General features: G+C 33.7%; 22 protein-coding genes and 1 tRNA gene. 14 read left to right on the top strand and 9 right to left on the bottom strand.

Features of this window, described 5'->3' with window-relative positions; all coding sequences use genetic code 11:
• Positions 1-319: 319 nt before the first annotated feature.
• Complete coding sequence (locus tag FND99_RS15095; protein WP_144338778.1) at positions 320-772, bottom strand: DUF4442 domain-containing protein; 453 nt, start codon at positions 770-772, stop codon at positions 320-322.
• A 255-nt stretch (positions 773-1,027) separates the two neighbouring features.
• On the opposite strand from FND99_RS15095, the gene FND99_RS15090 reads away from it, so the two are divergent.
• The 5 genes from FND99_RS15090 (at position 1,028) to FND99_RS15070 (ending at position 5,385) form a co-directional block, all read left to right on the top strand.
• Positions 1,028-1,483, top strand: a complete 456-nt coding sequence (locus FND99_RS15090) for a DUF4870 domain-containing protein (RefSeq protein ID WP_170245706.1) — start codon at positions 1,028-1,030, stop codon at positions 1,481-1,483.
• Between the two features lie 142 nt (positions 1,484-1,625).
• The gene (locus FND99_RS15085) at positions 1,626-1,958 is read left to right on the top strand and encodes a PadR family transcriptional regulator (RefSeq protein WP_017498072.1); all 333 of its coding nucleotides are present in this window, start codon (positions 1,626-1,628) and stop codon (positions 1,956-1,958) included.
• A gap of 3 nt (positions 1,959-1,961) precedes the next feature.
• The gene (locus tag FND99_RS15080; RefSeq protein WP_144338776.1) at positions 1,962-3,719 is read left to right on the top strand and encodes a PspC domain-containing protein; all 1,758 of its coding nucleotides are present in this window, start codon (positions 1,962-1,964) and stop codon (positions 3,717-3,719) included.
• A gap of 11 nt (positions 3,720-3,730) precedes the next feature.
• Positions 3,731-4,465 (top strand): head GIN domain-containing protein, encoded by a 735-nt coding sequence (locus FND99_RS15075; RefSeq protein ID WP_144338775.1) that lies wholly within the window; start codon positions 3,731-3,733, stop codon positions 4,463-4,465.
• An 86-nt stretch (positions 4,466-4,551) separates the two neighbouring features.
• On the top strand, positions 4,552-5,385 hold the full coding sequence (locus FND99_RS15070; protein WP_246074225.1) for a GIN domain-containing protein: 834 nt from the start codon (positions 4,552-4,554) through the stop codon (positions 5,383-5,385).
• A 171-nt stretch (positions 5,386-5,556) separates the two neighbouring features.
• On the opposite strand, the gene trxB is transcribed toward FND99_RS15070, so the two are convergent.
• The gene (gene trxB / locus FND99_RS15065; protein WP_144338773.1) at positions 5,557-6,504 is read right to left on the bottom strand and encodes a thioredoxin-disulfide reductase; all 948 of its coding nucleotides are present in this window, start codon (positions 6,502-6,504) and stop codon (positions 5,557-5,559) included.
• Between the two features lie 177 nt (positions 6,505-6,681).
• Here trxB and FND99_RS15060 point away from each other — a divergent pair.
• A tRNA-Pro gene (locus FND99_RS15060) sits at positions 6,682-6,756 on the top strand.
• A 375-nt stretch (positions 6,757-7,131) separates the two neighbouring features.
• On the opposite strand, the gene FND99_RS15055 is transcribed toward FND99_RS15060, so the two are convergent.
• The gene (locus FND99_RS15055) at positions 7,132-9,300 is read right to left on the bottom strand and encodes a hypothetical protein (protein ID WP_144338772.1); all 2,169 of its coding nucleotides are present in this window, start codon (positions 9,298-9,300) and stop codon (positions 7,132-7,134) included.
• Positions 9,301-9,790: 490 nt separating this feature from the next.
• Here FND99_RS15055 and FND99_RS15050 point away from each other — a divergent pair, with 490 nt between their 5' ends.
• From FND99_RS15050 to FND99_RS15025, 6 genes are all read left to right on the top strand, one after another.
• Positions 9,791-10,558 (top strand): ParA family protein, encoded by a 768-nt coding sequence (locus FND99_RS15050; protein WP_144338771.1) that lies wholly within the window; start codon positions 9,791-9,793, stop codon positions 10,556-10,558.
• Positions 10,559-10,563: 5 nt separating this feature from the next.
• The gene (locus FND99_RS15045; RefSeq protein ID WP_144338770.1) at positions 10,564-11,466 is read left to right on the top strand and encodes a ParB/RepB/Spo0J family partition protein; all 903 of its coding nucleotides are present in this window, start codon (positions 10,564-10,566) and stop codon (positions 11,464-11,466) included.
• Entirely contained in the window at positions 11,466-12,029 is a 564-nt protein-coding gene (locus FND99_RS15040) for a DUF5683 domain-containing protein (protein WP_144338769.1), read from the top strand. The genes FND99_RS15045 and FND99_RS15040 overlap by 1 nt, the downstream gene beginning before the upstream one ends.
• Positions 12,030-12,065: 36 nt before the next feature.
• Positions 12,066-12,767, top strand: a complete 702-nt coding sequence (gene dapB, locus FND99_RS15035; RefSeq protein WP_144338768.1) for a 4-hydroxy-tetrahydrodipicolinate reductase — start codon at positions 12,066-12,068, stop codon at positions 12,765-12,767.
• Positions 12,768-12,834: 67 nt separating this feature from the next.
• Entirely contained in the window at positions 12,835-14,391 is a 1,557-nt protein-coding gene (lepB, locus tag FND99_RS15030) for a signal peptidase I (protein WP_144338767.1), read from the top strand.
• A gap of 87 nt (positions 14,392-14,478) precedes the next feature.
• A complete protein-coding gene (locus FND99_RS15025) occupies positions 14,479-15,093 on the top strand; it encodes a WbqC family protein (protein ID WP_144338766.1) in 615 nt (204 codons plus the stop codon).
• A gap of 80 nt (positions 15,094-15,173) precedes the next feature.
• Here the strand turns inward: FND99_RS15025 and FND99_RS15020 are convergent, their stop codons facing one another.
• The 6 genes from FND99_RS15020 to FND99_RS14995 all read right to left on the bottom strand — a co-directional run bounded on the left by FND99_RS15020 (position 15,174) and on the right by FND99_RS14995 (position 21,509).
• Positions 15,174-16,196, bottom strand: coding sequence for an endonuclease/exonuclease/phosphatase family protein (locus tag FND99_RS15020; RefSeq protein ID WP_144338888.1), 1,023 nt, complete (start codon positions 16,194-16,196; stop codon positions 15,174-15,176).
• Between the two features lie 47 nt (positions 16,197-16,243).
• Positions 16,244-17,107, bottom strand: coding sequence for a rhomboid family intramembrane serine protease (locus FND99_RS15015; protein WP_144338765.1), 864 nt, complete (start codon positions 17,105-17,107; stop codon positions 16,244-16,246).
• Positions 17,108-17,153: 46 nt separating this feature from the next.
• Positions 17,154-17,903 (bottom strand): rhomboid family intramembrane serine protease, encoded by a 750-nt coding sequence (locus FND99_RS15010; RefSeq protein WP_144338764.1) that lies wholly within the window; start codon positions 17,901-17,903, stop codon positions 17,154-17,156.
• A complete protein-coding gene (mutL, locus tag FND99_RS15005; RefSeq protein WP_144338763.1) occupies positions 17,900-19,840 on the bottom strand; it encodes a DNA mismatch repair endonuclease MutL in 1,941 nt (646 codons plus the stop codon). The genes FND99_RS15010 and mutL overlap by 4 nt, the downstream gene beginning before the upstream one ends.
• Positions 19,841-20,048: 208 nt before the next feature.
• Positions 20,049-20,621 (bottom strand): 6,7-dimethyl-8-ribityllumazine synthase, encoded by a 573-nt coding sequence (gene ribH / locus FND99_RS15000; protein WP_144338762.1) that lies wholly within the window; start codon positions 20,619-20,621, stop codon positions 20,049-20,051.
• A gap of 108 nt (positions 20,622-20,729) precedes the next feature.
• Positions 20,730-21,509, bottom strand: a complete 780-nt coding sequence (locus FND99_RS14995; protein WP_144338761.1) for a tetratricopeptide repeat protein — start codon at positions 21,507-21,509, stop codon at positions 20,730-20,732.
• A gap of 239 nt (positions 21,510-21,748) precedes the next feature.
• On the opposite strand from FND99_RS14995, the gene recF reads away from it, so the two are divergent.
• Together recF and FND99_RS14985 are read left to right on the top strand one after the other, a co-directional pair.
• Entirely contained in the window at positions 21,749-22,828 is a 1,080-nt protein-coding gene (gene recF, locus FND99_RS14990; protein WP_144338760.1) for a DNA replication/repair protein RecF, read from the top strand.
• Positions 22,829-22,987: 159 nt separating this feature from the next.
• The gene (locus FND99_RS14985; protein ID WP_144338759.1) at positions 22,988-23,665 is read left to right on the top strand and encodes a DUF2461 domain-containing protein; all 678 of its coding nucleotides are present in this window, start codon (positions 22,988-22,990) and stop codon (positions 23,663-23,665) included.
• Positions 23,666-23,711: the final 46 nt, after the last annotated feature.

The raw sequence follows: 23,711 nt of genomic DNA, 5'->3' as shown, positions 1-23,711 counted from the left end.
TTTTTAAGCAAATGTAAACACAAACTCTAATTTTAAGTAAAATTATTACTATTAAATTAAGACCGAATGAATGTTTTCTTTCTTTCGAAATAATTATTAGTAACTAAAATTACGAAAGAAAAAATTCAAAAAAGCAAATTCAAAAACAAAACTCATTGAATTACAAATAACTATATAAAAAAAAGACCTGAATTGCTTCAGGTCTTTGTCTATGTTTTCTTTTGCCACGAATTCCACGAATTGGCACTAATTTTTAATGCAGGAATAAAAAAATAATTCGTGAAAATTCGTGGAATTCGTGGCAAAAAAAATTTAAAAACTATTTCAATCTAACGCTCCATTCAAAATCCATTTCCGAAACTTGAACGCCTTCTTCATTAGTTCCAATTGATTTCATCCAAAAGGTTTGCCCCTCGCCTGTTTCGATAGTTCTTTGAATTGCTTCGGCAATTAAATGTCCGTCGTTGCAGACAAATGTAATTCTTCCTGTTGCCTTTTTCGTAAAGTTCCCTTTGTTGTTTGCCACCAACATTGAGATTTTTCGGCCGCTTTCCTGAATTTGAGAAATAACTAAAGCGCCTGTAGTCAACTCAGCAGCCATTGCCTGTACGGCGAAGTACATAGAGTTAAACGGATTTTGATTTATCCAGCGATGTTTGACTGTGACAGTACAGCTGTCTTTGTCGATCGCTTTTACACGCACACCGCAAAAGTATGCTGATGGTAATTTGAATAATACAAATTTATTGAGTTTAGAAACTGAAACTGCCATGGTATTTATTTTTTTATGTAAAAATACAAAAAAACTATGCGCGCACAATAAATTCGTATTACTTTCCTAAATCATCAATAAAATAGGGCATTCAGAATGATTTTCAGCAAATTATAATCTCGATTTGTATTTCGTAATTGTTAAAAATTTGTTAATATTTGGTACTATGCAAAACAAGATACTGGTTTTTAGCCATATATTTGTATAAGAAATTACTATATACTTTTAATCATGGAAACAACAACACCACTCATCATGGAAACAACATCAGAAAGAAACACTGCAACGTTTACACATTTAAGTACGTTAAGCCAGTACATTATTCCGTTTGGGAATTATATTTTCCCGATCATCATCTGGTCGAGCTACAAAGACAAATCTGAATTTGTAAATCATCACGGAAAACAAACGTTGAATTTTCAATTAAGCTTATTGCTTTATACTTTGGTTTTAGCCTTAATTGCCATCCCGATTTTCGTGTCGGTGATTCTGCAAAATATTCCAATGGAAGCTGTTTTTAACGATCACGATTTTGTAATCAGAAATTTTAATTTCGAAGGAAACATAGGTTTATTGACTATAGGAGCAACAGCGGTTTTACTTTTTTGCTTATTAAAATTTGTTGAGTTCTTTTTAGTGATTTATGCTTCGATAAAAGCTTCAAACGGAGAATTATACAAGTATCCGTTAACGATTCCTTTTATAAAGTAACACTTCGACTTCGCTCAGTGTGACACAAAAAGATTAAAAGTTATACGAACTAATTCTTATAGAATAAATTCGAAATCAATCATCAATCATCATCATCAATCAAAAAACGAATTGTTCAATCTAAAAAAAACAAAATGAAATTATGAACATTGAAAACACAAAAGCACAGATGCGCAAAGGTGTTCTTGAGTTTTGCATCTTATCAGTACTAAAAGAAAAAGACGCATATACATCTGAAATATTAGACACTTTAAAAAACGCAAAATTACTAGTTGTAGAGGGAACAGTTTATCCACTTTTAACTAGGCTGAAAAATGACGGTTTGCTCAATTATCGCTGGGAAGAATCGACCTCAGGGCCACCACGAAAATACTATGGATTAACCGAGATAGGACAAACATTTTTAAACGAACTTAGCGGCACTTGGACAGAATTATCTGACGCCGTAAAACTAATCACCAATCAAAATCAATAAGTCATGAACAAAACAGTAAATATTAACTTAGGCGGTATGTTTTTTCACATCGATGAAGATGCATATTTAAAATTGACACGCTATTTTGACGCTATAAAACGATCACTGAACAATTCGTCTGGACAAGATGAAATCATTAAAGATATCGAAATGCGTGTTTCTGAATTATTAACAGAAAAACAAAAAAGCGAAAAACATGTTGTTGGTTTAAAAGACGTTGACGAAGTGATTGCGGTGATGGGACAACCAGAAGATTACCGAATTGAAGACGAAGAAAGCCAAAATCAATCTTTCAATAATTTCAACGGAAGACAACATAAAAAATTATACCGTGATAAAGAAAAAGGTATGATTGGTGGTGTTGCAACAGGTTTAGGACATTATTTTGGAATTGATGCCGTTTGGATAAAAATTGCATTTTTAATATTTGTTTTCGCTGGTTTTGGAACTGGAATCTTAGCTTACTTCGTACTTTGGATCGTAACTCCTGAAGCGGTAACAACTTCAGAGAAACTAGAAATGACTGGTGAACCAGTTACGATTTCAAACATCGAAAAAAAAGTTCGCGAAGAAATTGATTCATTATCTGAAAAATTCAAAAATGCAGATTATGACAAAATGGGAAACCAAGTAAAGTCGGGAGCTGAGAGAATAAGTAGTTCATTTGGAGACTTTATCATGACGGTTTTTAAAATCTTTGCAAAATTTTTAGGTGTGATCTTAATTATTGCAGGAATTTCAACTTTGATCATGCTGTTAATTGGAGTTTTTACTTTAGGAACTAATATTTTTGTTGACTTTCCTTGGCAAAATTTCGTTGAAGCAGGAAACTTTACTGAATACCCTATCTGGTCATTTGGTTTACTAATGCTTTTTGCTGTCGGGATTCCGTTTTTCTTCTTGACGCTATTAGGATTTAAATTGTTGTCTCCAAACTTAAAATCAATTGGAAACATTACAAAATACACACTTTTAGCAGTTTGGATCATTGCAATTGCAATCTTGATCAGCATCGGAATTAAACAGGCAACTGAGATTTCACACGATAATAAAATCATCGAAAAGAAAACTTTAAACATCAAAACAACAGATACTTTGTTTGTAAAATTCAAATACAGTGAATATTACACAAAAAGTTTGAACCACTACAGAGAGTTTGAATTTGTTCAAGATTCAGCAAACAATGAATTGATTTATTCAAATGATGTGCGCTTGCATGTTTTACGTACAGATGAAACAACTCCGTTTATTCAAATTGAAAAAAGCGCTAGAGGAAACTCTTTCACCAATGCGAAAAAAAGAGCAGAAAAAATTGATTACAAGTTTGAAATTAATGGAAATCATTTAATTTTGGATAACTTTTTTCTGACAGATGTTAAAAACAAGTTTAGAGGACAGGAGGTTGACATCTATCTATATTTACCAGAAGGACAACTGCTTAAACCAGATTCTTCGGTTAGAGATTACTATAATTCAGATGACAATTTCTTTAGCTTAAATGGTGATGGAAATTACAGTTATAAAGTAGAAGGTTCAAAAGTAAGATGTTTGAATTGTCCTGCAGATCATGACAATGACAACAATTATGAAAATGATTATGAGAACGACTACGAAAATGACTATGAAAATAATAACGGCAGCACAAATGACACTATAAATGAAGTTTCTGTTAAAATAAACGGAAAAGAAGTTTTAAATGGTAAAAAAACCAAAGGCAGATTAACCAGAGATAAAAACGGAGTTATAATTAAAATCAACTAAAACCAAAAGTCATGATCAAAATAATTATCCATATTACAAAATTTATTATTGCAGCTGTTACCGCATTATTGCTTGCCTCATGCAACTTTAATATGAATGCAGTTGAAGGAAGCGGAAATGTAACTACTGAAAAAAGAATTGTTCAGGGAGATTTCAAAAAAGTATCTGTAAGCAATGCGATTGATTTAGTGATTGTTCAGTCTGATTCAACAGAAATTGTGGTTGAAGCCGATGATAATCTGCAAAAAGAAATCATCACAAAAGTGGAAAACGGAACACTTGTAATTAGTTGTAAATTCAGTTCTTTCAGAAATGTAACAACTAAAAAAGTTACTGTAAAAATGCCTGTTATCGATAAACTTGAAGCATCGAGCGCAGCATCTGTTCAAAGCAAAAATGTTATTCAGGCGCAAGATATTGACTTAGAGACATCAAGTGCAGCGACAATGACGGTAAATGTAGAATCTGACAATATTTCTATTGATTCTGGAAGCGGAAGCTCCATTTCTGTTGAAGGAAAAGCATTGAAAATCAAAACTTCAGCATCAAGCGGTTCAAGCATCAATGCTCAAAAATTATTAGCAAATGATATTCATGCTGAAGCTTCAAGTGGCGGAAGCGTAAATGTTCACCCAATTGTAAGCCTTAAGGCAGAAGCATCAAGCGGCGGAAGCATCAACTACGATTCAACTCCAAAAACGATTGAAAAAAGTTCAAATTCTGGAGGAAGCATCAGTCAGGGATAAATGCTATTTATGTGTTAAATATAAAAGAAATCATTCATCAAAAGTGGATGATTTTTTTATATTTGTCAAAATCAAATCAAGAATTAATGAAAAAAAATAGTGCCCTGATTCTGTTATTATTAGTTACAACTTTAACTTTTGCGCAAAGAAGAGAAAAAATAAAAGGAACTAAAATCGTTACAACATCTACTAAAGAAGTTGGAAGTTTTGACGGACTTGAAGTAGATGATAATTTAGAAGTTTACTTGGAACGTGGAGAAAAAAATGAAATCAAAATCGAAGCCGACGATAATCTTCATGATATTGTTGCAATGGATTTAAGAGACAAAACGCTTCGTTTATATACTTCAAAAGAAAGTACTATTTTCAAAAAGCTTTCTGTTCGCGTTACGTACACAGGAACATTAAACAAGGTAATTGCAAAAAACGATGCCGTTGTTTATGCCATTCAGGAACTTAAATTAGATGATATTACTTTTAATAGTGTTGATTTTTCAAAATTATATCTGAATGTAAATGCAAAAAAATTCAGTTTAATTGCCGACGATAAATCAAGATCAGAAATAAACCTAAAAGCAGATGAAGCAACTGTACAACTAAGCAAAAATGCTGGTTTGAAATCATTAGTTTCTGCACTAAAATTCAACTGTGATTTGTACCAAAAATCAACGGCCGCAATTGAAGGAATTGCCGAAAAAGCAACCATTCGATTAGATAACAATTCGATTTTCACCGGAACAAAATTCACCTTGAAAGATGCTAATGTTACTGCCGAAAGCTATTCTATTGGAAGTGTTTTAGCTGAAACTACGATTTCAATTGCAGTTGGAGATAAAGCAGAACTTTCTTTATTTGGAAATCCAGCGATTCAATTAACACGCTTTTCTGAAGAAGCTAAGTTGATTAAGAAGATTAAATAGTTTTGTTTCAAGTTTTAATTTGTTTCAGGTTTCAGGTTTCAAGCTGAAAAAAAATTTGGATACAAAACGAAAAAAATCCCAATCTAAATTTAGATTGGGATTTTTTTTATAGCAAAGTTTCATGCGTTCCAACAACTTGAAACTTGAAACAAGAAAAACCTGAAACTAAAATTACTCCTTAGAAGCCAAATATCTTTCAGCATCCAAAGCCGCCATACAACCAGTACCTGCAGCAGTAATTGCTTGGCGGTACACGTGATCTGCAGCATCTCCCGCTACGAAAACACCATTAACATTTGTTTTAGATGTCCCTGGTGTATTTACAATATATCCAGTTTCGTCAAGAGTGATGTAATCTTTAAAAATATCTGTATTTGGTTTGTGTCCAATTGCTACAAAAAATCCAGTTGCAGGAATTTCGATAACTTCTCCGGTAGTTTTATTTAATGCTTTAATTGCGTGTACAACATTGTTATCTCCTAAAACTTCAACTGTATCATGATTCATTAAAATCTCGATGTTTTCTGTTTTGCGAACGCGTTCTTCCATGATTTTTGAAGCTCTGAATTTTTCGCTTCTTACCAACATCGTTACTTTTTTACAAAGTTTAGATAAGTAATGTGCTTCTTCACAAGCAGAATCTCCCGCTCCAACAATCACTACTTCTTGGTTACGGTAGAAAAATCCGTCACAAACTGCACAGGCAGAAACTCCTCCACCCATATTTAAATAATGCTGTTCTGATGGCAATCCTAAATATTTAGCCGATGCTCCTGTCGAAATAATAACAGTTTCACAGTGCAATTCGATTGAATCATTGATCCAAACTTTATGAATATCTCCAGAAAAATCAACTTTTGTAGCCCATCCATCACGAATATCAGCACCAAAACGTTTTGATTGCTCTTGTAGCTGAATCATCATTTCTGGTCCAGTAACGCCATCAACATAACCTGGAAAATTTTCTACTTCATTTGTTGTAGTCAATTGACCGCCAGGCTGCATTCCTTGATATAAAACAGGATTCATGTTTGCTCTAGCTGCGTAAATTGCCGCAGTATAACCTGCAGGGCCAGAACCTATAATAAGGCATTTAATTTTTTCGATTGTATCTGACATAATGTGTATCGTTTTTTTGTGATGCAAATGTAAACTTTATTATAAAAAATACGGGCGAAAATAAATCCGAAATAACTATGTTCAAATAAGTTTTATTTATTTTCATTTTTTCCTTTTGCAAATCAAATTTATTTATATCTTTGCATCCGCTTTCGGGCAGTATTACAAATACATCTTCGGGGTGTAGCGTAGCCCGGTTATCGCGCCTGCTTTGGGAGCAGGAGGCCGCAGGTTCGAATCCTGCCACCCCGACAAAAGTCTTTTCATTTATTTGGAAAGACTTTTTTTTTTTGCAATAAAGTGAAATCATTATAAAGAACGGTTATCACGTCCCGATTGAGATCGGGAGGGCCGCAGGTTCTCCCGAAGTTTCGGGACTGCCACCCCGACAAAAGTCTTTTCATTTATTTGGAAAGACTTTTTTTTGCAATAAACTCAAATAAAAAAATTTCGCCTTTGTTGGCTATTACCTAAAGATACTAGAAACGAAATAAATAGTATTCGCCACGAATTCACGAATTATTTTTTCAAATCTTCACGATTATTTATTCGAATTAATTTGAATAATATTAGATAAAGTATTTAAAAAGAAAATTCGTGAATTCGTGGCAAAAAAAACTGTTCTTACTATTTTTCCATACTTACATAAGAGGGATAGGATTCCTTATTAGGCAAAGTAAATTCTTCATCAAAAGGCTGTGTGCCTGAATCATTATTATAAACCGCCACGCGTTTTGCACCAGTTGCAGTACTTCCACCAGTACCATTAATAACATTTTGAATATTTCCTGGGCCAGCAAAACGCGTAATACACATTTTTTCAAGTTTTACATTTGGAGTGTTTGGTACTTCAAAACCATTTTTCTTATTCACATTCCCATCAGTTCCTGTAAAAACTGCGTACGACCCCATTCCTATCGTGTGATGTTCTTTTACCGTATTGGCAACTTTAAAAGCCGCATAACCATCAACTTTGCCTCCCTGACTGCTCCATGCTGCTTGATTTGGAGCATCGTAAGGCGGTTCGTTTTGAAAGAAATAAGTTCTGCCGCGTTCTCCAAGCCACAATACTTCATACTCTTGAAAATGCTCAACAAACAAACCATAAAGTGTGACATCATTACCAGTAACAATAAGTCCGTTTTTACATCTATCTCTCACCCATCGCAAATCTCCACCTTTTTGCGAACCATGATCAGCGCGCCATAACCAAAAATGATCACCAACCACATTGTTGCTATTTATTTGCATTGCAACCTGTATCTGAATATTTTTTGACTGAACACCGCCAACTCTACAAGTAATATCTGTCAACAAAATAGGATCTGCCGAGTGATCTGCTTTTGAATCTTCATTTCCAATTCTGACTTGATAAGTTGTACTATTAAACGAATCCATTAAAAGTCCGGCAATGATAATTCCATCTTTATCATCAGCATAAATGCAACCCCAAGTATTTTTCTCTGTAGGTTCAAGCGTTACAGATGCTATTCCGGCACCCAACAATATTGCATCTTTTCTATTTACCTGAATTGGAGCATTAAGCGAATAATGTCCTGGCGTGAAAAATATATTTTTGCCCTCTTTTAGCGCATTATTAATTTCTACATCGGTAACACCTTCTTTTGCAACATACCAATCTGTAATCAAATCTTGAATTTTACCCTTGCCCATATCTGTTGCCGTCCAAGAAACTCCTACTCTATCCTTTTGCCAAGCAGGCACAAATACTTTGTATTCACCATCTTTATCAATAAACAGAAACGGCTTTTCTCTAACAATAGGCGTCGTAGAAACTGGAGAATTTTTCTCATCAGCTTGAGGCGGATTTACACAACCTTGCCAAACCATATTATAAGAACCACCCATTGCGCCTGAACCAGCAGGAAAAATAGTATTTCGGGTATACCATTGTTGTTGTCCAGCCCAATTTGGTCTTGATGTTGTGTAATGAGTATCGGCAATAAAACCACCGCTTCCCCAAAAATTAGTATTTCCAATATCTGAAATATATTTCGAAGTACTATCAATCAACAATCTTCGTGCGCTAGTTGACTGAGAAACAGTCCAAGAAAAATCACGCATTACTTCAACATTTTCAACAGAACGCCAAAATGTACAGGTAGCATTTGCACCACCAGACAAGTGAGGCCTTGTAAATATTGAGCCTAATTTAACATCTGACGGCACTTTGCCTAAACCACCAATATGAGAATAAAACCCTAATTCAATAGAATTCGCTTCCGCCGATGATGCAGATCCTGATCCACCAACATCGTAGGTCTGACCTTTTACATTTGCCTTGAAATAATAAGCCTGACGTTTTGTAGTCCATTCGCCATTTGCTCCCCCTAAACCAATTGTACTAAATTGTGAATTAATTTCATTTCGCGCTGTTTCAGCTTTTTCATATTTTCTGTCATAGAAATACATATTATCGCCAAAAATCTGATTTTCTAACGAAATCACGATTGTTACATCATTTCGGGTAACTTTATAATAATTCTCGTATTTATCTGCATTTGGTTTATTATCCGTAAATGTCAATTTAGAAGTAGAACCAACTTGCACAAAATCAGTCGCCAAGCGACTTCCTCCTCTTGTAATTACATAATTTCCAGATGAACCAAATGCAGACCATGTCAAGGTTATACTGTGTTTCTTTTTGTTATAAACAATTTTACGTTCAGTCTTATTCCCTTGAATTTTTTCATTAAAAGAATAAGGCGTCACGAAACTGCATAAAATCAGCATAAACATAAATGCCGTAAATACTGAAATCAATTTTTTACTCATAAGAATGTTCATTTTTGTAGTTTGATAGTTTGTAATTATAGTAATTTTTAAAGACTCCAAAATAGCGATAATCCTTAACCTAAAAGTCCATTTTTACTCCCAATTTTCTTATCAAAAACTATACAAAGCCACCATTTATTGGTACAAATACATTTTATATGCCATGCTAAATCCTCAATGTTAAATTTTACCAATCTCAAAAAATGAATTGCGTTTTCTATTTCTTCAAATAAAAAAACAAATTAGTTTGGGTCATTCACGAAAATAAAAAAAGACCTTTTTCAAAGCAAAATTCGATTCCTACCTTTTTACAGCAGGAATAAAAACCAAATCACCCAAATATTAAGTGGTGATTTTATTCAAAACTTAAATTATTTTGTTCCGAATACCCGTGAAACCACGATTAAGCGACGTTTCACAAATGTTAACAAAATAGATTTTCAAAAACCATAAATAATTGTATTTTTACGGTTCAAAATTCAGAAAATAAATGGGCAAAATCATTGCTATTGCTAATCAAAAAGGAGGCGTTGGAAAGACTACTACATCAGTAAATCTTGCTGCCTCATTAGGTGTTTTAGAGAAAAAAGTATTATTGATCGACGCTGATCCTCAGGCCAATGCTACATCTGGTCTTGGAATCGATGTAGAATCAGTTGAAGTTGGTACCTACCAAATTCTTGAGCATACTGTAACACCAAAAGAAGCCATTTTACAATGTACGGCTCCAAACGTTGACGTGATTCCGGCTCACATTGACCTTGTTGCCATCGAAATTGAATTGGTTGACAAAGAAAACCGCGAGTATATGCTTAAAAAAGCATTAGAGGAAGCAAAAAAAGAATATGATTATATCATTATTGACTGCGCACCATCTCTAGGCTTGTTGACCTTGAATGCTTTAACAGCAGCAGATTCTGTAGTTATTCCTATTCAGTGCGAGTATTTTGCTCTTGAGGGATTAGGAAAACTTTTGAACACTATTAAGAGTATTCAAAAAATTCACAACCCAGATCTTGATATCGAAGGATTATTGCTTACAATGTATGATTCTAGGTTACGTTTATCAAATCAGGTTGTTGAAGAGGTTCAAAAACACTTTAATGATATGGTTTTTGAAACTGTTATCCAGCGAAATGTAAAATTAAGTGAAGCACCAAGTTTTGGAGAAAGTATCATTAATTATGATGCAACAAGCAAAGGTGCGGTAAACTACATTCATTTAGCGCAAGAAATTATAAAGAAAAACAGCAAATAGTTTTTATGACAAAAGCAATTAAAAAACAAGCCTTAGGAAGAGGATTATCAGCATTATTAAAAGATCCCGAAAACGACATTAAATCAGTAGATGACAAAAATGCTGATAAGGTTGTTGGAAATATTATTGAGCTTGAAATAAGTGCTATCGAAATAAATCCGTTTCAGCCTAGAAGCAATTTTAATGAAGAATCATTACGTGAATTAGCCACTTCTATTAAAGAACTTGGTGTGATTCAACCTATTACTGTTCGAAAATTAGACTTTAACAAATACCAGTTAATTTCAGGAGAACGTCGTTTGCGTGCTTCAACATTGGTTGGCTTAACGCATGTTCCTGCTTATATTCGTATTGCTAATGACAATGAATCATTAGTAATGGCGTTAGTAGAGAATATTCAGCGTCATGATTTAGATCCAATTGAGATCGCACTTTCGTATCAGCGTTTAATTGACGAAATTCAATTGACACAAGAACAAATGAGCGAACGCGTTGGAAAAAAACGTTCTACAATTGCCAATTATTTACGTCTTTTAAAATTAGATCCGATTATCCAGACTGGAATTCGTGACGGTTTTATCAGTATGGGACACGGTAGAGCAATCATCAATATTGAAGATTTAGACGTTCAGACTGATATTTATCAAAAAATCGTAAGTCAAAATCTTTCAGTTCGTGAAACAGAAACGTTAGTTAAAAATTATCACGAAGGCTTGAAACCAAAAGCAGAAGGAAAGCCAAAAGCCGACTCTTCGTTTGTGGTTAGAGAAACACAAAAAAATACTTTCAACGATTATTTTGGTTCGAAAGTTGATATTAAAGTGGCTGGCAATGGAAAAGGAAAAATCACAATTCCGTTTGATTCTGAAGCCGACTTTAATAGAATTATAAAATTAATAAATGGATAGTGAATAAGATTGTCCCCATAAGTTTATTGTTCTTTCTCATAGGAACCGCTTCTATTTTTGCCCAAGCAAAATCAGATGCGGTTTTAGTCGCTAAAGACACTACCAAATTGGAAGAAATAGACCCGCTTACACCAGCAAAAGCCGCGTTTTATTCGGCAATTTTACCCGGTTTAGGCCAAGCATACAACAAAAAATACTGGAAAATTCCGCTCGTTTATGGAGCAATAGGAACCAGTCTTTATTTCTACATTGACAACAATAAAAAATACCACGACTATCGCGATGCCTATAAACGAAGACTAGAAGGCTATAACGATGATAATTACCAGTTTCTAGATGACAGCCGACTTATAGCAGGTCAAAAATTCTATCAACGAAACCGAGATTTATCTGCATTATTTGTCGTTGGTTTTTATGTTCTGAATATTATAGACGCGAATGTTGACGCCGCTTTGATTCAATTCAATGTAAACGAAAGATTATCAATGCGTCCAGAAATTTATCCCGCCGATGTAACATTTAAACCAAACGTTGGTCTAACTCTTAATTACACTTTTAAATAGCCTGCAAAGTTGTTTAAAATTTAAAAAATATACAAAATGAAAATTGCTCTTTTAGGATATGGCAAAATGGGTAAAGTAATTGAAAGAATTGCTTTAGAAAGAGGCCATGAAATTGTTTTAAAAAAAGACGAAAACAACACATACGAAGGACTATCAAATGCCGATGTTGCTATCGATTTCAGTGTTCCAACGGCTGCTGTTGACAATATATCAAACTGTTTTCATGCAAATGTTCCTGTAGTTTCTGGAACAACAGGATGGCTGGAACATTATGATGAAATGATTGCACTTTGCAACGAGAAAAAAGGAGGATTTATTTCAAGTTCAAATTTTAGTTTGGGCGTAAATATTTTCTTCGGGTTAAATGAATATTTGGCAAAAATCATGAACCAATTTGATTCTTATAAAGTTTCAATGGAAGAAATTCACCACATTCACAAACTTGATGCGCCAAGTGGAACCGCAATTTCTTTAGCAAAAGGTGTTATTGAAAATAGCAATTATTCAGAGTGGACTATGGACGAAGCGCAAAACAATCAAATTCACATCGAAGCAAAAAGAATTGGTGAAGTTCCTGGTACTCACACCGTAAATTACGACTCAGCCATTGACAGCATTGAAATTAAACACACTGCTCACAATCGCGAAGGTTTTGCTCTTGGAGCTGTTATTGCTGCTGAATGGTTAGCAGGAAAAACGGGAATTTACACTATGAAAGACGTATTAAACCTAAAATAAACTGATTTAAAGTTTTGGGTTTTCTTATGGAATAACCTGAAATTTGAAACATAAAACAATAAAAACTATGACACTATATCTTTGGTTTGTTTTTTTCCTTGCCGTTCAGGTGATTCATTTTATTGGAACATGGAAATTGTATCAAACAGCAGGAAGAAAAAGCTGGGAAGCTGCAATTCCAGTTTACAACTCAATTGTTTTAATGAAAATAATCAGCCGTCCAACTTGGTGGACGCTGTTGCTTTTTATTCCAATTATCAACCTAATAATGTTTCCTGTTGTTTGGGTTGAAACGTTGAGAACTTTCGGAAAAAAATCGACTTTAGATACTATTCTGGGAATTTTTACTTTAGGATTTTACATCTATTATGTAAACTACACACAGAAATTAGAATACAATGCAAATCGTGATTTAACTCCAAAAACCAAAACTGCAGATACTGTAAGTTCATTGCTTTTTGCTATAATCGTAGCAACATTGGTACATACTTATGTTGTACAACCTTATACGATTCCTACATCATCTCTTGAAAAATCATTATTGATTGGCGACTTTTTGTTTGTCAGCAAATTAAATTACGGACCAAGAGTTCCGATGACGACTGTTGCTTTGCCAATGGTCCACGACTCTATTCCAATGACAAAAAGCAAATCATATTTAAAATGGCCTCAATTGCCATATTTTAGATTGCCTGCATTTGAAAAGATAAAGCGAACGGATATTGTTGTTTTCAACTGGCCAGCAGATACAGTACATTACTTTTACGAAAGAAAAGGACAGCCAGGCGTTATAAAACCGATCGACAAAAGATCAAATTACGTAAAAAGATGTGTTGGTATTCCTGGCGACAGTTTATCAATTAAAGACGGTTACGTATTTATTAACGGCAAGAAATTAATTCTTCCAGAACGCGCAAAACCACAATATTCTTATACTATTGCATTCGACGGAAAAACTCCTGTTGATTTACAATCTTTAGTACAAGAATTAGACATCACTGATGGTGGTTATTTCAAAAATGAAGAAAAAAGAGATACGCTTGTTTTAGGTGCTTTGACGGAAGCTGGCGCAGAAAGATTTAGAAATACTCCAGGTGTAACGGCAGTTATCAGAAAAATTGACACAGGAAATGATAATGCAATTTATCCGCACATCAATAAAGGGAACCAAGATAATATGGGACCTATTTATATTCCTGAAGCTGGAAAAACTGTAGCCTTGACAAATGAATCTTTGCCATACTACAAAGACATCATCACAAATTACGAAGGAAATACGTTAGAGCTTAAAGATTCGAAGTTTTTCATCAATGGAAAACCAGCAACTACTTATACTTTCAAACAAAACTACTATTGGATGATGGGAGACAACCGTCATAACTCTGAGGACAGCCGTTATTGGGGTTATGTTCCAGAAAACCACATTGTTGGAAAACCTGTGTTTATCTGGCTAAGCTGGGATAAAAACGGAAAAGGCATCAACAAAATTCGTTGGAGCAGAGTCTTTACAACTGTTGATGGCGAAGGACAACCACAATCTTATTTCAAATATTTCTTAATTTTACTTGCTCTTTATTTCGTTGGAGATTACTTCTGGAGAAAGAGAAAAGAAAATAAAGCATAAAAAACGTTAATTCGTTGAACTGGTAAATCGTTTAATCGTTTCTCAAAAAGGACGATTAAACGATTTACCGATTAAACTAAAATCAAAATGAACTCTTTATTACTTCCTACCTATTTTCCATCAATCAGTCACTTTGCAGTAATGGCTCAATCTAAGACGGTTACTTTTGAAATGGAAGATAATTTTCAGAAGCAGACGAATAGAAATCGTACTTATATCTATAGTCCAAACGGAATTCAGTTATTAAATATTCCTATCAAACATTCAAAATCAACGCATCAAAAAACCAAAGATGTTTTGATCGAAAATGAATTTGATTGGCAAAAACAGCATTTTAAATCCTTAGAAGCTGCTTACAGAAGTTCGCCATTTTTTGAGTTTTTTGAAGATGACATTACTCCTATTTTCGAAAAAAAACATAATTTCTTAATGGATTTGAACTTAGAAGTTTTTGACATCGTTACAAAATGTCTTAGAATGAAATTAGAGTTTGGAAAAACGACAGAATACTTTCATGAAGTTGAAAACATTTCAGATTTCAGGTATTTGGCAAACGGCAAAAAAGACACCAATTCTTTCGAAAAATATACTCAGGTTTTTGATGACAAACATGGTTTTATAAACAACCTAAGTGTTTTAGATTTGCTTTTTAACGAAGGGAAATTTGCAATGGATTACTTAAAGACTCAGAAAATAGTCTAAGTTATAGGTTAGAAGTTATGAGTTTTATTTAACTTTCAACATTTACTCACAACTTATAACAAGCAACTTCTAACTTTCCTCTAAAATTGATCTATTGAAACTCTTGTCATTATTGGATAATGATCTGAATTTTCAAAATCAGGAAAACTTTCAAATTGTTTTACTTTCATTTTAGTATCCGTAAAAATATAATCGATTCGTGCAGGATAATATTTAAACTTATAAGTTGCCCCAAAGCCTTCTCCAGCTTCTTCAAAGGCATCTTTAAGTTTTCCTTTGATATTTCGATAAACATACGAAAACGGACTATTATTCATGTCTCCACAGATAATAATAGGGTATTTGCATTTTTTAATATGCTCTTTAAAAATCTCAGCTTGTTCTTGCTGTTGCCTAAATCCTTTGCTGATTCTAGTATAAATTAACTGTGATTTTTTCTGGTTTACACTATCAATATCATTTGAAATCTTGCTTACATCGGGAGAAATCTTAATTGACTGTAAATGCATATTATAAACACGGATAATATCTTTTCCGCGCTTAATATCAGCATAAACCACATTATTATCTGATTTTGGAAAAATGATATTTCCTTCATCAATAATCGGAAATTTAGAGAAAATAGCTTGTCCCGTCTTTATTTGATTTCCATCGATAAAAATATAGCGGTGTGGATACACTTTTAAATCCAAATGAGCAGAATTTGAATACTCCTGAATGCATAAAATATCAGGATCTTTTTCATCTATAAAAGCCTTGATATTTTCAGGAATATCATCTCGATCCAGCCATTTAAAAACATTAAACAGACGTACATTATAACTCATAATAGAGAAGTCTCTTTCGTCTTTGACATATTCCTTTGCTGAGAATTTATAAAATTTGCTGATAAAAGTAATTCCCATCAACAAAACCAGACCAGATAAAATCATGCGTTTTTTAAACTGAATTGCCCAGTAAACAAAGAACAATCCATTAGCCACAAAAAAAGCAGGCATAAACAAAGTAAGCACCGATAAAAGCGGGAAACTTTTAGGTGCTAAAAATGGCAAAATATAGACGCTAAATGTAAGCACAGTTAGGACTATATTCAATAAGAACATTATTTTATTAAACCACGAAAGGTTTTTCATATTATTTGCTAAAAGGATTATTTTCCAGCTCTAAATAGAAACTCTTTTTCTTCTTTTGTTAGACAATCATAGCCAGACTGACTAATTTTATCCAAGATTTCATCAATTTGTTGTTGCGTTTTGTCTTTCGTAACAATTCTTGATGTCGTCACTTTTTCCGTAGGTTTTTTGTAATTTTTATGAACTTTAGTAAATGGGGTCGTTGGGGATTTTCTAAATAAATTAGCAAAAAAGTCTAATACTTTAGAAACAATGATACTTAAATCAGTACCGTTTTGAAGCAATTTTATAAATATAAATCCGAAGAATGCTCCAGCCAAATGCGAAATATGTCCTCCCATATTTTCAAGACGGAACTGCATTAAGTCTAAAAGTAAAATTACGCCAGTAATATGCCAGAGTTTTAAATTTCCGAAAAACAACAATCTAACATTCATTAAAGGCTGATAAGTTGTTGCGGCAACTAAAATTGCCATGATTGCCGCTGAAGCTCCAACTATTGAAGCAGAATTACCTAAAATATAGAAACTTAAAGCAAATACAATTCCTGAAAATATAGCGCCTAAAATATAAAGACCTAGATATTGTTTTTGAGAAAAGAAAGTCAGGAATAAATTGCTTGCAAAGTTCAAAACGAGCATATTAAACAACAAATGCATAAATCCGAAATGAAAAAATGCATATGTTAAAAACGTCCAAGGCTTAAACATAAAAACCTGAGGATCTGAAGATAATGCAAGCCAATTAGGGAAATCAAACTGGCCAATTGAAAACTTATAGAAAACTAAAGAAATTAAAAAACATGCAACATTCCAATAAATAACTCGCATGGCGATGCCGCCAAGCTTGTATTGCAGTTTTAAATCATCAAGAATATTCATAAAGTCTTCGTTTCGTTTTTTAAAGTTAATAAATTAAAGTTAAAAATTAATTCCAACGATTGTTATTAAACTGATTTTTTTTCCAATACCACATTATTAAAAATCCGAAAAGTGCACCGCCAATATGCGCATAATGTGCAATTCCTGAGTCAATTCCAATTAGAGAATTTCCAAAAATTCCGAAAAGCCCATCAAACAAAATCATATAAATTGGTACAAAATACTTCGCTTTTATTGGAATTGGGATAAACATAATTCCAAGTTCTTCATTTGGAAACATAAAAGTAAAAGCAATCAGCAATCCATAAATAGCACCAGAAGCACCAACAACAGAACCAAAATAAGCATCAAAAAGGTGTTTGATTTGCGACGGAGTCAAAAGATCATTCCAACTTGTAATTATTTTACCTTGATCAATTACCTGCAAAATTTGGGTTTTACTAAATCCATTTGCCATCAAAATATTCATAGCATCTTGATAGAAATAGTAATTAACAGCAAAATTAACCAATGCAGCTCCTAATCCGCAGGAAATGTAGAAGAACAAAAATTTCTTCGCGCCCCAAAAATGTTCCAAGGTTGATCCAAAAGAATAAAGCGCAAACATATTGAATGCAATGTGGGCAAAACTGCCATGCATAAACATATGCGTAATAGGCTGCCAAACTTTAAATCCTGGATTTTCAGGAAAAAAAAGTGCTAAATATTCATAAGAAACTGGTACTAGTTGAGCACCAATAAAAAAGATAATATTAATAATTAACAGCTGTTTTACAACTGGAGTAACATTCATCATAAGGCAAATTTTTTATCTATATCTTCAACACGCATCGTGATGAAAGTAGGTTTTTGAAAAGGTGAAATATTTGGATCTTTGCAAGCAAACAAACCGCTTACAAGATTATCCTGCTCTTTCTCGGTTAAATAAGATCCTGTTTTAACCGCTAAACTTTTGGCCATTGATTTTGCAATGGTATCATTTTGACTATAACTGCTCGCCGGAATTCCGTCCTGTAAATCACTCAACAATTGATCTATAACTATCGAAACTTCACTTTCGGTAATATTTACCGGAATTCCCGAAATTACGATATGATCCGTTTTTGAAGCATCAAAAATAAATCCGGTTGTTTCAAGCGAAGGTTTTAATTCTTCTATCAATTTCATTTCAACAGCTGAATAAAACAAATCCAATGGAAAAAGCAATTGCTGGCTTGAAGCCTGATTAACGGTCATATTCAGCAAAAACTGTTCGTACAAAATACGCTGATGCGCGCGTTGCTGATCAACAATAATCATTCCTGATTTGATTGGCGAAACAATATATTTTTTATGAATTTGATACGTTTTCTGGCTAACCTGTTCGACCTCATCGTCATTAAACAATGAAGAAGTTACTTCTTCATTTTCGAAGTTAAAAGGCGAACTCTCAATCGTTTCTGGATTTTCTGTATCCAAACCAACATACAAGCTTTCCCAACTTACCGTTGGCTCAACTCTTTTTGAATATCCCGAATATGAAGATCCGGAATAAGAAGAACCCGAAGAAGATGAAGAACCTGAGCTATAACCACCTGAACATGATCCAGAACCTGATTTTGCATAATGCTGATTCGTTTTGTCATCTGTAAAAGGGTTAAATGTTCCATCAACTTGAATTGTCGGAATCTCCGCTTCTACATCTTTGTAATGATAAGGCGTATCTAAATTTGAATCGCGGTCAAAATCTAAAACTGGAGCCACATTAAACTGACCTAAACTATGTTTAATTGACGCTCTTAAAATGGCGTAAAGCGCCTGTTCATCATCAAACTTAATTTCTGTTTTAGTTGGATGAATATTAATATCGATTGTATTTGGTGGCACTTGCAGATACAAGAAATAACTCGGCTGTGAACCATCTTTCAAAAGTCCGTCATAGGCCGCCATAACAGCATGATGAAGGTAACCACTTTTTATAAAACGATCATTTACAAAAAAGAACTGCTCTCCCCTGCTTTTTTTCGCAAATTCTGGTTTACAGACAAATCCCTGAATATTTATAATCTCTGTATCTTCATTTACAGGAACTAATTTTTCGTTGGTTTTACCCGACATAATTCCCACAATTCTCTGGCGATATCCAGCAGACGGAAGGTTATATAATTCGCTTCCGTTATGATAAAAACTAAAATGAATATTAGGATGCGCTAGCGCCACACGTTGAAATTCATCCATAACATGACGAAACTCAACCGTATCCGACTTTAAGAAATTACGACGTGCCGGAATATTAAAAAATAAGTTTTTAACCGCAAATGAAGTTCCTTTTGGCAAAACCGCTACTTCCTGCGAAACAAATTTACTTCCTTCAATAACAATGTGCGTTCCAAGTTCGTCTTGATCTTGCTTGGTTTTCATTTCCATGTGCGCGATCGCTGCGATTGAAGCCAACGCTTCTCCACGAAAACCCTTTGTGCCAAGTGAAAACAAATCTTCGGCCTGACGAATTTTTGAGGTAGCATGACGTGCAAAACACAAACGCGCATCAGTAACCGTCATTCCAACTCCATTGTCAATAACCTGAACTAAAGATTTGCCCGCATCTTTGATAATCAATTTAATATCGGTTGCTTTTGCATCAACAGCATTTTCTAATAATTCTTTTACCACAGAAGCTGGTCTTTGAACCACTTCTCCGGCAGCAATCTGGTTAGCAACGTGATCAGGAAGTAATTGAATTATACTCGACATTAAAAAATTTGGGTTAAAAGTTTCTCTTTTGATTTTATTTAAAAATCTAAGATTGATATTGTTAGTTTGCTCCGATTTTAAAAAACCAAGCTGTACAAATTTAATGAATTTTGATTGTGATTCTGAACATCTGACGTCATAAAAAAAACAAAAAACCTATACTATTTTACACAGTATAGGTTTTAGTATTTTTTAAAACAATTGTGTTTTATTCGTTCTCGATTTCTCTAGGCTTATCTTCGATTTGAAGCGCGCCTGTAGACAATAATGGTTGGTTAAAAGGATGCGAAATCGAAGCTTGCTGACGGATATACGCCATTTTGATCGCTGCAATCGCTGCTTCAGTTCCTTTGTTTCCATGAGCACCGCCGCTTCTGTCAATTGACTGTTGCATATTATTATCTGTTAAAACACAGAAAATAACAGGAATATCCGTTTGAACATTCAAATCTTTGATTCCTTGCGTTACGCCTTCGCATACAAAATCAAAATGTTTTGTTTCTCCTTGAATTACACATCCAATTACAATTACCGCATCAACATTTTGTGTCTGAAGCATTTTTTTTGCGCCATAAATAAGCTCAAAACTCCCCGGAACATTCCAGCGAATAATTTGCTGTGCTGGTACATCGCAATCAATTAATGCATCAAAAGCACCATTATAAAGTCCTTCTGTTATAGTGTCGTTCCACTCAGAAACAACAATCCCAAATCGAAAGTCTTTCGCATTTGGGATTGTGTTTTTATCGTATTCTGATAAATTTTTATTTTCAGTAGCCATCTTTAAATTTTAGATTTTAGTCCTAATCCCGAAAACTTCGGGACGGAATAGATTTCAGATTGCTAAAATACGAATCTAAAATCTAAAATCTGAACTCTATAAATTAAATTATTGTGCTAATCCGATCAATACATCTACAGAAGCAGCTTCTGGAGTTGCATCGAAGTTGTCTTTAATATCATTTAAGTATTTTAAAGCATCTTCTTTTTGACCTAAAGCGATTGCAGTTTTAGCAGCTTTCAACAAGAAACGAGGTGTAGTAAAATCGTTTTTGTTAGTTTCAGCAGCTTTTACATAATAGCTTAAAGCTTCTTTTTGATTATTTTTTTGAGAATATGCATCTCCAATTGCACCAGTTGCCAAAGCGCCTAGAATTGCATCTTGAGATTTAAACTCTCCAAGATATTTGATGGCGTCATCAAATTTTCCAGTATTCAAATATGCCATACCAGCATAGTAGTTTGCTAAGTTACCAGCATCTGTTCCAGAATATTCGTCAGCAATTTTAACAAATCCAAATTTACCTTCAGAACCGTTTAATGCTAATTTATATAATGAATCACTCGCTACACCGTCAACTGCTTTTTGAAAGTTTTGTTGTGCAACAAACATTTCATTTGCAGCTTCGTCTTGTTTAGGAGTTTCAATAAATTTTTGGTAAGCCAAATAACCAATTGTAGCCACCGCAATACCTGCAACTAAACCAAGAATGATTTTTTGATTTTTAGCCACCCAATCCTCAGTTTTTGAAGCTGTCTCATCTAATTTTGAAAAAACACCAGCAGTTGTGCTGTCTTTTTCGTCAATAATTACTTGTTGTTCTTCATTAACCTCTTTAACTTCCTTCTCTTTTGGTGTCTTATATCCTCTTTTATTGTAAGTTGCCATTTAAAAATAATTTAGTGAACGGCAAAAATAAAATTTTTCTTGAAACTGAGGCAAAAAAAATCAATTTTATCACTATTTTAAAAAAAATAATTTTTCGCCAAGCGCGCCCTTTCGCGGAAGCGGGAAAATAATTGAGTTTGAAACGGTGCGAAAGCCAAATTATATCGATTAAATTAGATAATTTTACAATCTCAATTTGCTGTTTTCAAAACGGTAATTTTCTTTTTAGAATCTCAAAAATGCATTTAAACAAAATTTCTTTATTCAATTATAAAAATTTCGCCGAAGCTAGTTTTGATTTCGACATCAAAATCAACTGTTTTGTGGGGAAAAACGGAATTGGCAAAACCAATGTATTAGATGCAATTTATCATTTAGCCTACGGGAAAAGCTATTTTAATCCGCTGGCGGTTCAAAATATAAAACACGGAGAAGAGTTTTTTGTAATTGATGCCGAAATCGAAAAAAACGAAAGAACGGAACAAATTGTCTGTAGTTTAAAAAAAGGGCAAAAAAAGGTTTTAAAAAGAAACGGAAAAGCGTACGATAAATTCTCAGATCATATTGGGTTTATTCCGCTTGTGATTATTTCGCCAGCCGACCGAGATTTAATTGTAGAAGGAAGCGAAACGCGACGTAAATTCATGGACAGCGTTATTTCGCAATTAGATTCGACTTATCTGCATCAGTTAATTCAGTACCAAAAAGTAATTGTACAGCGAAATGCACTTTTAAAATATTTTGCGCTCAACCATACTTTCGACAACGATACCTTATCTATATATAATGAGCAGCTGAATGAATTTGGAAAATCGATTTTTGAAAAACGAAAAGATTTTCTGGAACAGTTTATACCTATATTTAATATACATCATCACGCGATAACGGGATCTGAAGAAAAAGTACAATTGGTTTATGAAAGTCAGTTGTTCGAAAAAGACCTTTTGAGCTTATTGCAAGAAAACATAAATAAGGACAGAGCGTTGCAGTATACCACCTCTGGAATCCATAAGGATGATTTGTCTTTTGAAATTGATTCGCATCCGATAAAAAAATTCGGATCGCAAGGACAACAAAAGTCATTTTTGATTGCATTGAAACTAGCGCAATTTGAATTTTTGAAGAAAAAAAGCGGTGTAAAACCTATTTTATTATTTGATGATATTTTTGACAAACTCGACGAAACCCGTGTTGCAAAAATTGTTGAAATGGTAAATACCGAAACTTTCGGGCAGCTTTTTATTTCTGATACACATCCAGAACGAACAGAAGCGATTGTAAAATCAACGCATCAGAGTTATAAGATATTTAATTTGTAAAGCTTTTTTTTGCCACTAATTACACGAATTTCCACTAATTAAAACTTTGACAAAGTTTTGAACTTTGTCAAAGTTGAACAACAAGCAATTAAAAAATTAGTGTAAATTCGTGTAATTAGTGGCAAACTAAAAAAACAACTGCAATCAAAAACATAGAATATGCTAGCGAAAGAATCATTGCAATTTTTAGACGATTTAAAAAAGAACAATAATAGAGAATGGTTTCAAGAAAATAAAAAACGATACGAAATCTTCAAAAAAGATTATCATCAACTCGTGAGTGATTTTCTTGAAGTTATGAAACCGCTGGATCCTTCACTAGAATTATTAGAAGTCAAAAACTGTACTTTCAGAATCAATCGAGATATTCGTTTTTCTAAAGACAAATCCCCATACAAAGCACATTTGGGCGTTTGGATTTCGGGAGGAACTAAGGGTTTGAACCGTGCAGGATATTATGTTCATATTGAAAAAGGCGCTAGTTTTATCGCTGGCGGATTTTATTCTCCTGAGTCAGAAGATTTAAAGAAAGTCAGAAAAGAAATTGCGTTTTTTTATGATGATTTAGAAGAAATCTTAAACAATAAAGATTTTAAAAGAGAGTTTGGAAGTCTTGACATCAATGAAAACAATTCGCTTAAAAGCATGCCACGCGGTTACGAAAAAGATCATCCGGCGATAGAATTTTTAAAACTGAAAAGTTTCACTGCAACTCAAAAATATGATATTTCTGAAGTGACACAGAAAGATTTTGTTTCAAAAATGAGCAAAAAACTAATCGCTCTAAAACCTTTAAACGAATTTATAAACCGTGCTTTAGATACCGAAGAATTTTGATATTTTTATTTGCCACGAATTTCACGAATTAGCACGAATTAATTAG

The organism is Flavobacterium daemonense (assembly GCF_007341385.1).
In the GTDB taxonomy this organism is placed as follows: Bacteria; Bacteroidota; Bacteroidia; order Flavobacteriales; family Flavobacteriaceae; genus Flavobacterium; species Flavobacterium daemonense.
The sequence above is the reverse complement of the archived record's forward strand: the minus strand, read 5'-3'. Positions and strand labels throughout refer to the sequence as shown.

Bases quoted from the DNA above. Each gene is read 5' to 3' on its own strand.
- FND99_RS15095 (WP_144338778.1), bottom strand. From the start codon at position 772: ATGGCAGTTTCAGTTTCTAAACTCAATAAATTTGTATTATTCAAATTA.
- FND99_RS15090 (WP_170245706.1), top strand. From the start codon at position 1,028: ATGGAAACAACATCAGAAAGAAACACTGCAACGTTTACACATTTAAGT.
- FND99_RS15085 (WP_017498072.1), top strand. From the start codon at position 1,626: ATGAACATTGAAAACACAAAAGCACAGATGCGCAAAGGTGTTCTTGAG.
- FND99_RS15080 (WP_144338776.1), top strand. From the start codon at position 1,962: ATGAACAAAACAGTAAATATTAACTTAGGCGGTATGTTTTTTCACATC.
- FND99_RS15075 (WP_144338775.1), top strand. From the start codon at position 3,731: ATGATCAAAATAATTATCCATATTACAAAATTTATTATTGCAGCTGTT.
- FND99_RS15070 (WP_246074225.1), top strand. From the start codon at position 4,552: ATGAAAAAAAATAGTGCCCTGATTCTGTTATTATTAGTTACAACTTTA.
- trxB (WP_144338773.1), bottom strand. From the start codon at position 6,504: ATGTCAGATACAATCGAAAAAATTAAATGCCTTATTATAGGTTCTGGC.
- FND99_RS15055 (WP_144338772.1), bottom strand. From the start codon at position 9,300: ATGAGTAAAAAATTGATTTCAGTATTTACGGCATTTATGTTTATGCTG.
- FND99_RS15050 (WP_144338771.1), top strand. From the start codon at position 9,791: ATGGGCAAAATCATTGCTATTGCTAATCAAAAAGGAGGCGTTGGAAAG.
- FND99_RS15045 (WP_144338770.1), top strand. From the start codon at position 10,564: ATGACAAAAGCAATTAAAAAACAAGCCTTAGGAAGAGGATTATCAGCA.
- dapB (WP_144338768.1), top strand. From the start codon at position 12,066: ATGAAAATTGCTCTTTTAGGATATGGCAAAATGGGTAAAGTAATTGAA.
- lepB (WP_144338767.1), top strand. From the start codon at position 12,835: ATGACACTATATCTTTGGTTTGTTTTTTTCCTTGCCGTTCAGGTGATT.
- FND99_RS15025 (WP_144338766.1), top strand. From the start codon at position 14,479: ATGAACTCTTTATTACTTCCTACCTATTTTCCATCAATCAGTCACTTT.
- FND99_RS15020 (WP_144338888.1), bottom strand. From the start codon at position 16,196: ATGTTCTTATTGAATATAGTCCTAACTGTGCTTACATTTAGCGTCTAT.
- FND99_RS15015 (WP_144338765.1), bottom strand. From the start codon at position 17,107: ATGAATATTCTTGATGATTTAAAACTGCAATACAAGCTTGGCGGCATC.
- FND99_RS15010 (WP_144338764.1), bottom strand. From the start codon at position 17,903: ATGATGAATGTTACTCCAGTTGTAAAACAGCTGTTAATTATTAATATT.
- mutL (WP_144338763.1), bottom strand. From the start codon at position 19,840: ATGTCGAGTATAATTCAATTACTTCCTGATCACGTTGCTAACCAGATT.
- ribH (WP_144338762.1), bottom strand. From the start codon at position 20,621: ATGGCTACTGAAAATAAAAATTTATCAGAATACGATAAAAACACAATC.
- FND99_RS14995 (WP_144338761.1), bottom strand. From the start codon at position 21,509: ATGGCAACTTACAATAAAAGAGGATATAAGACACCAAAAGAGAAGGAA.
- recF (WP_144338760.1), top strand. From the start codon at position 21,749: ATGCATTTAAACAAAATTTCTTTATTCAATTATAAAAATTTCGCCGAA.
- FND99_RS14985 (WP_144338759.1), top strand. From the start codon at position 22,988: ATGCTAGCGAAAGAATCATTGCAATTTTTAGACGATTTAAAAAAGAAC.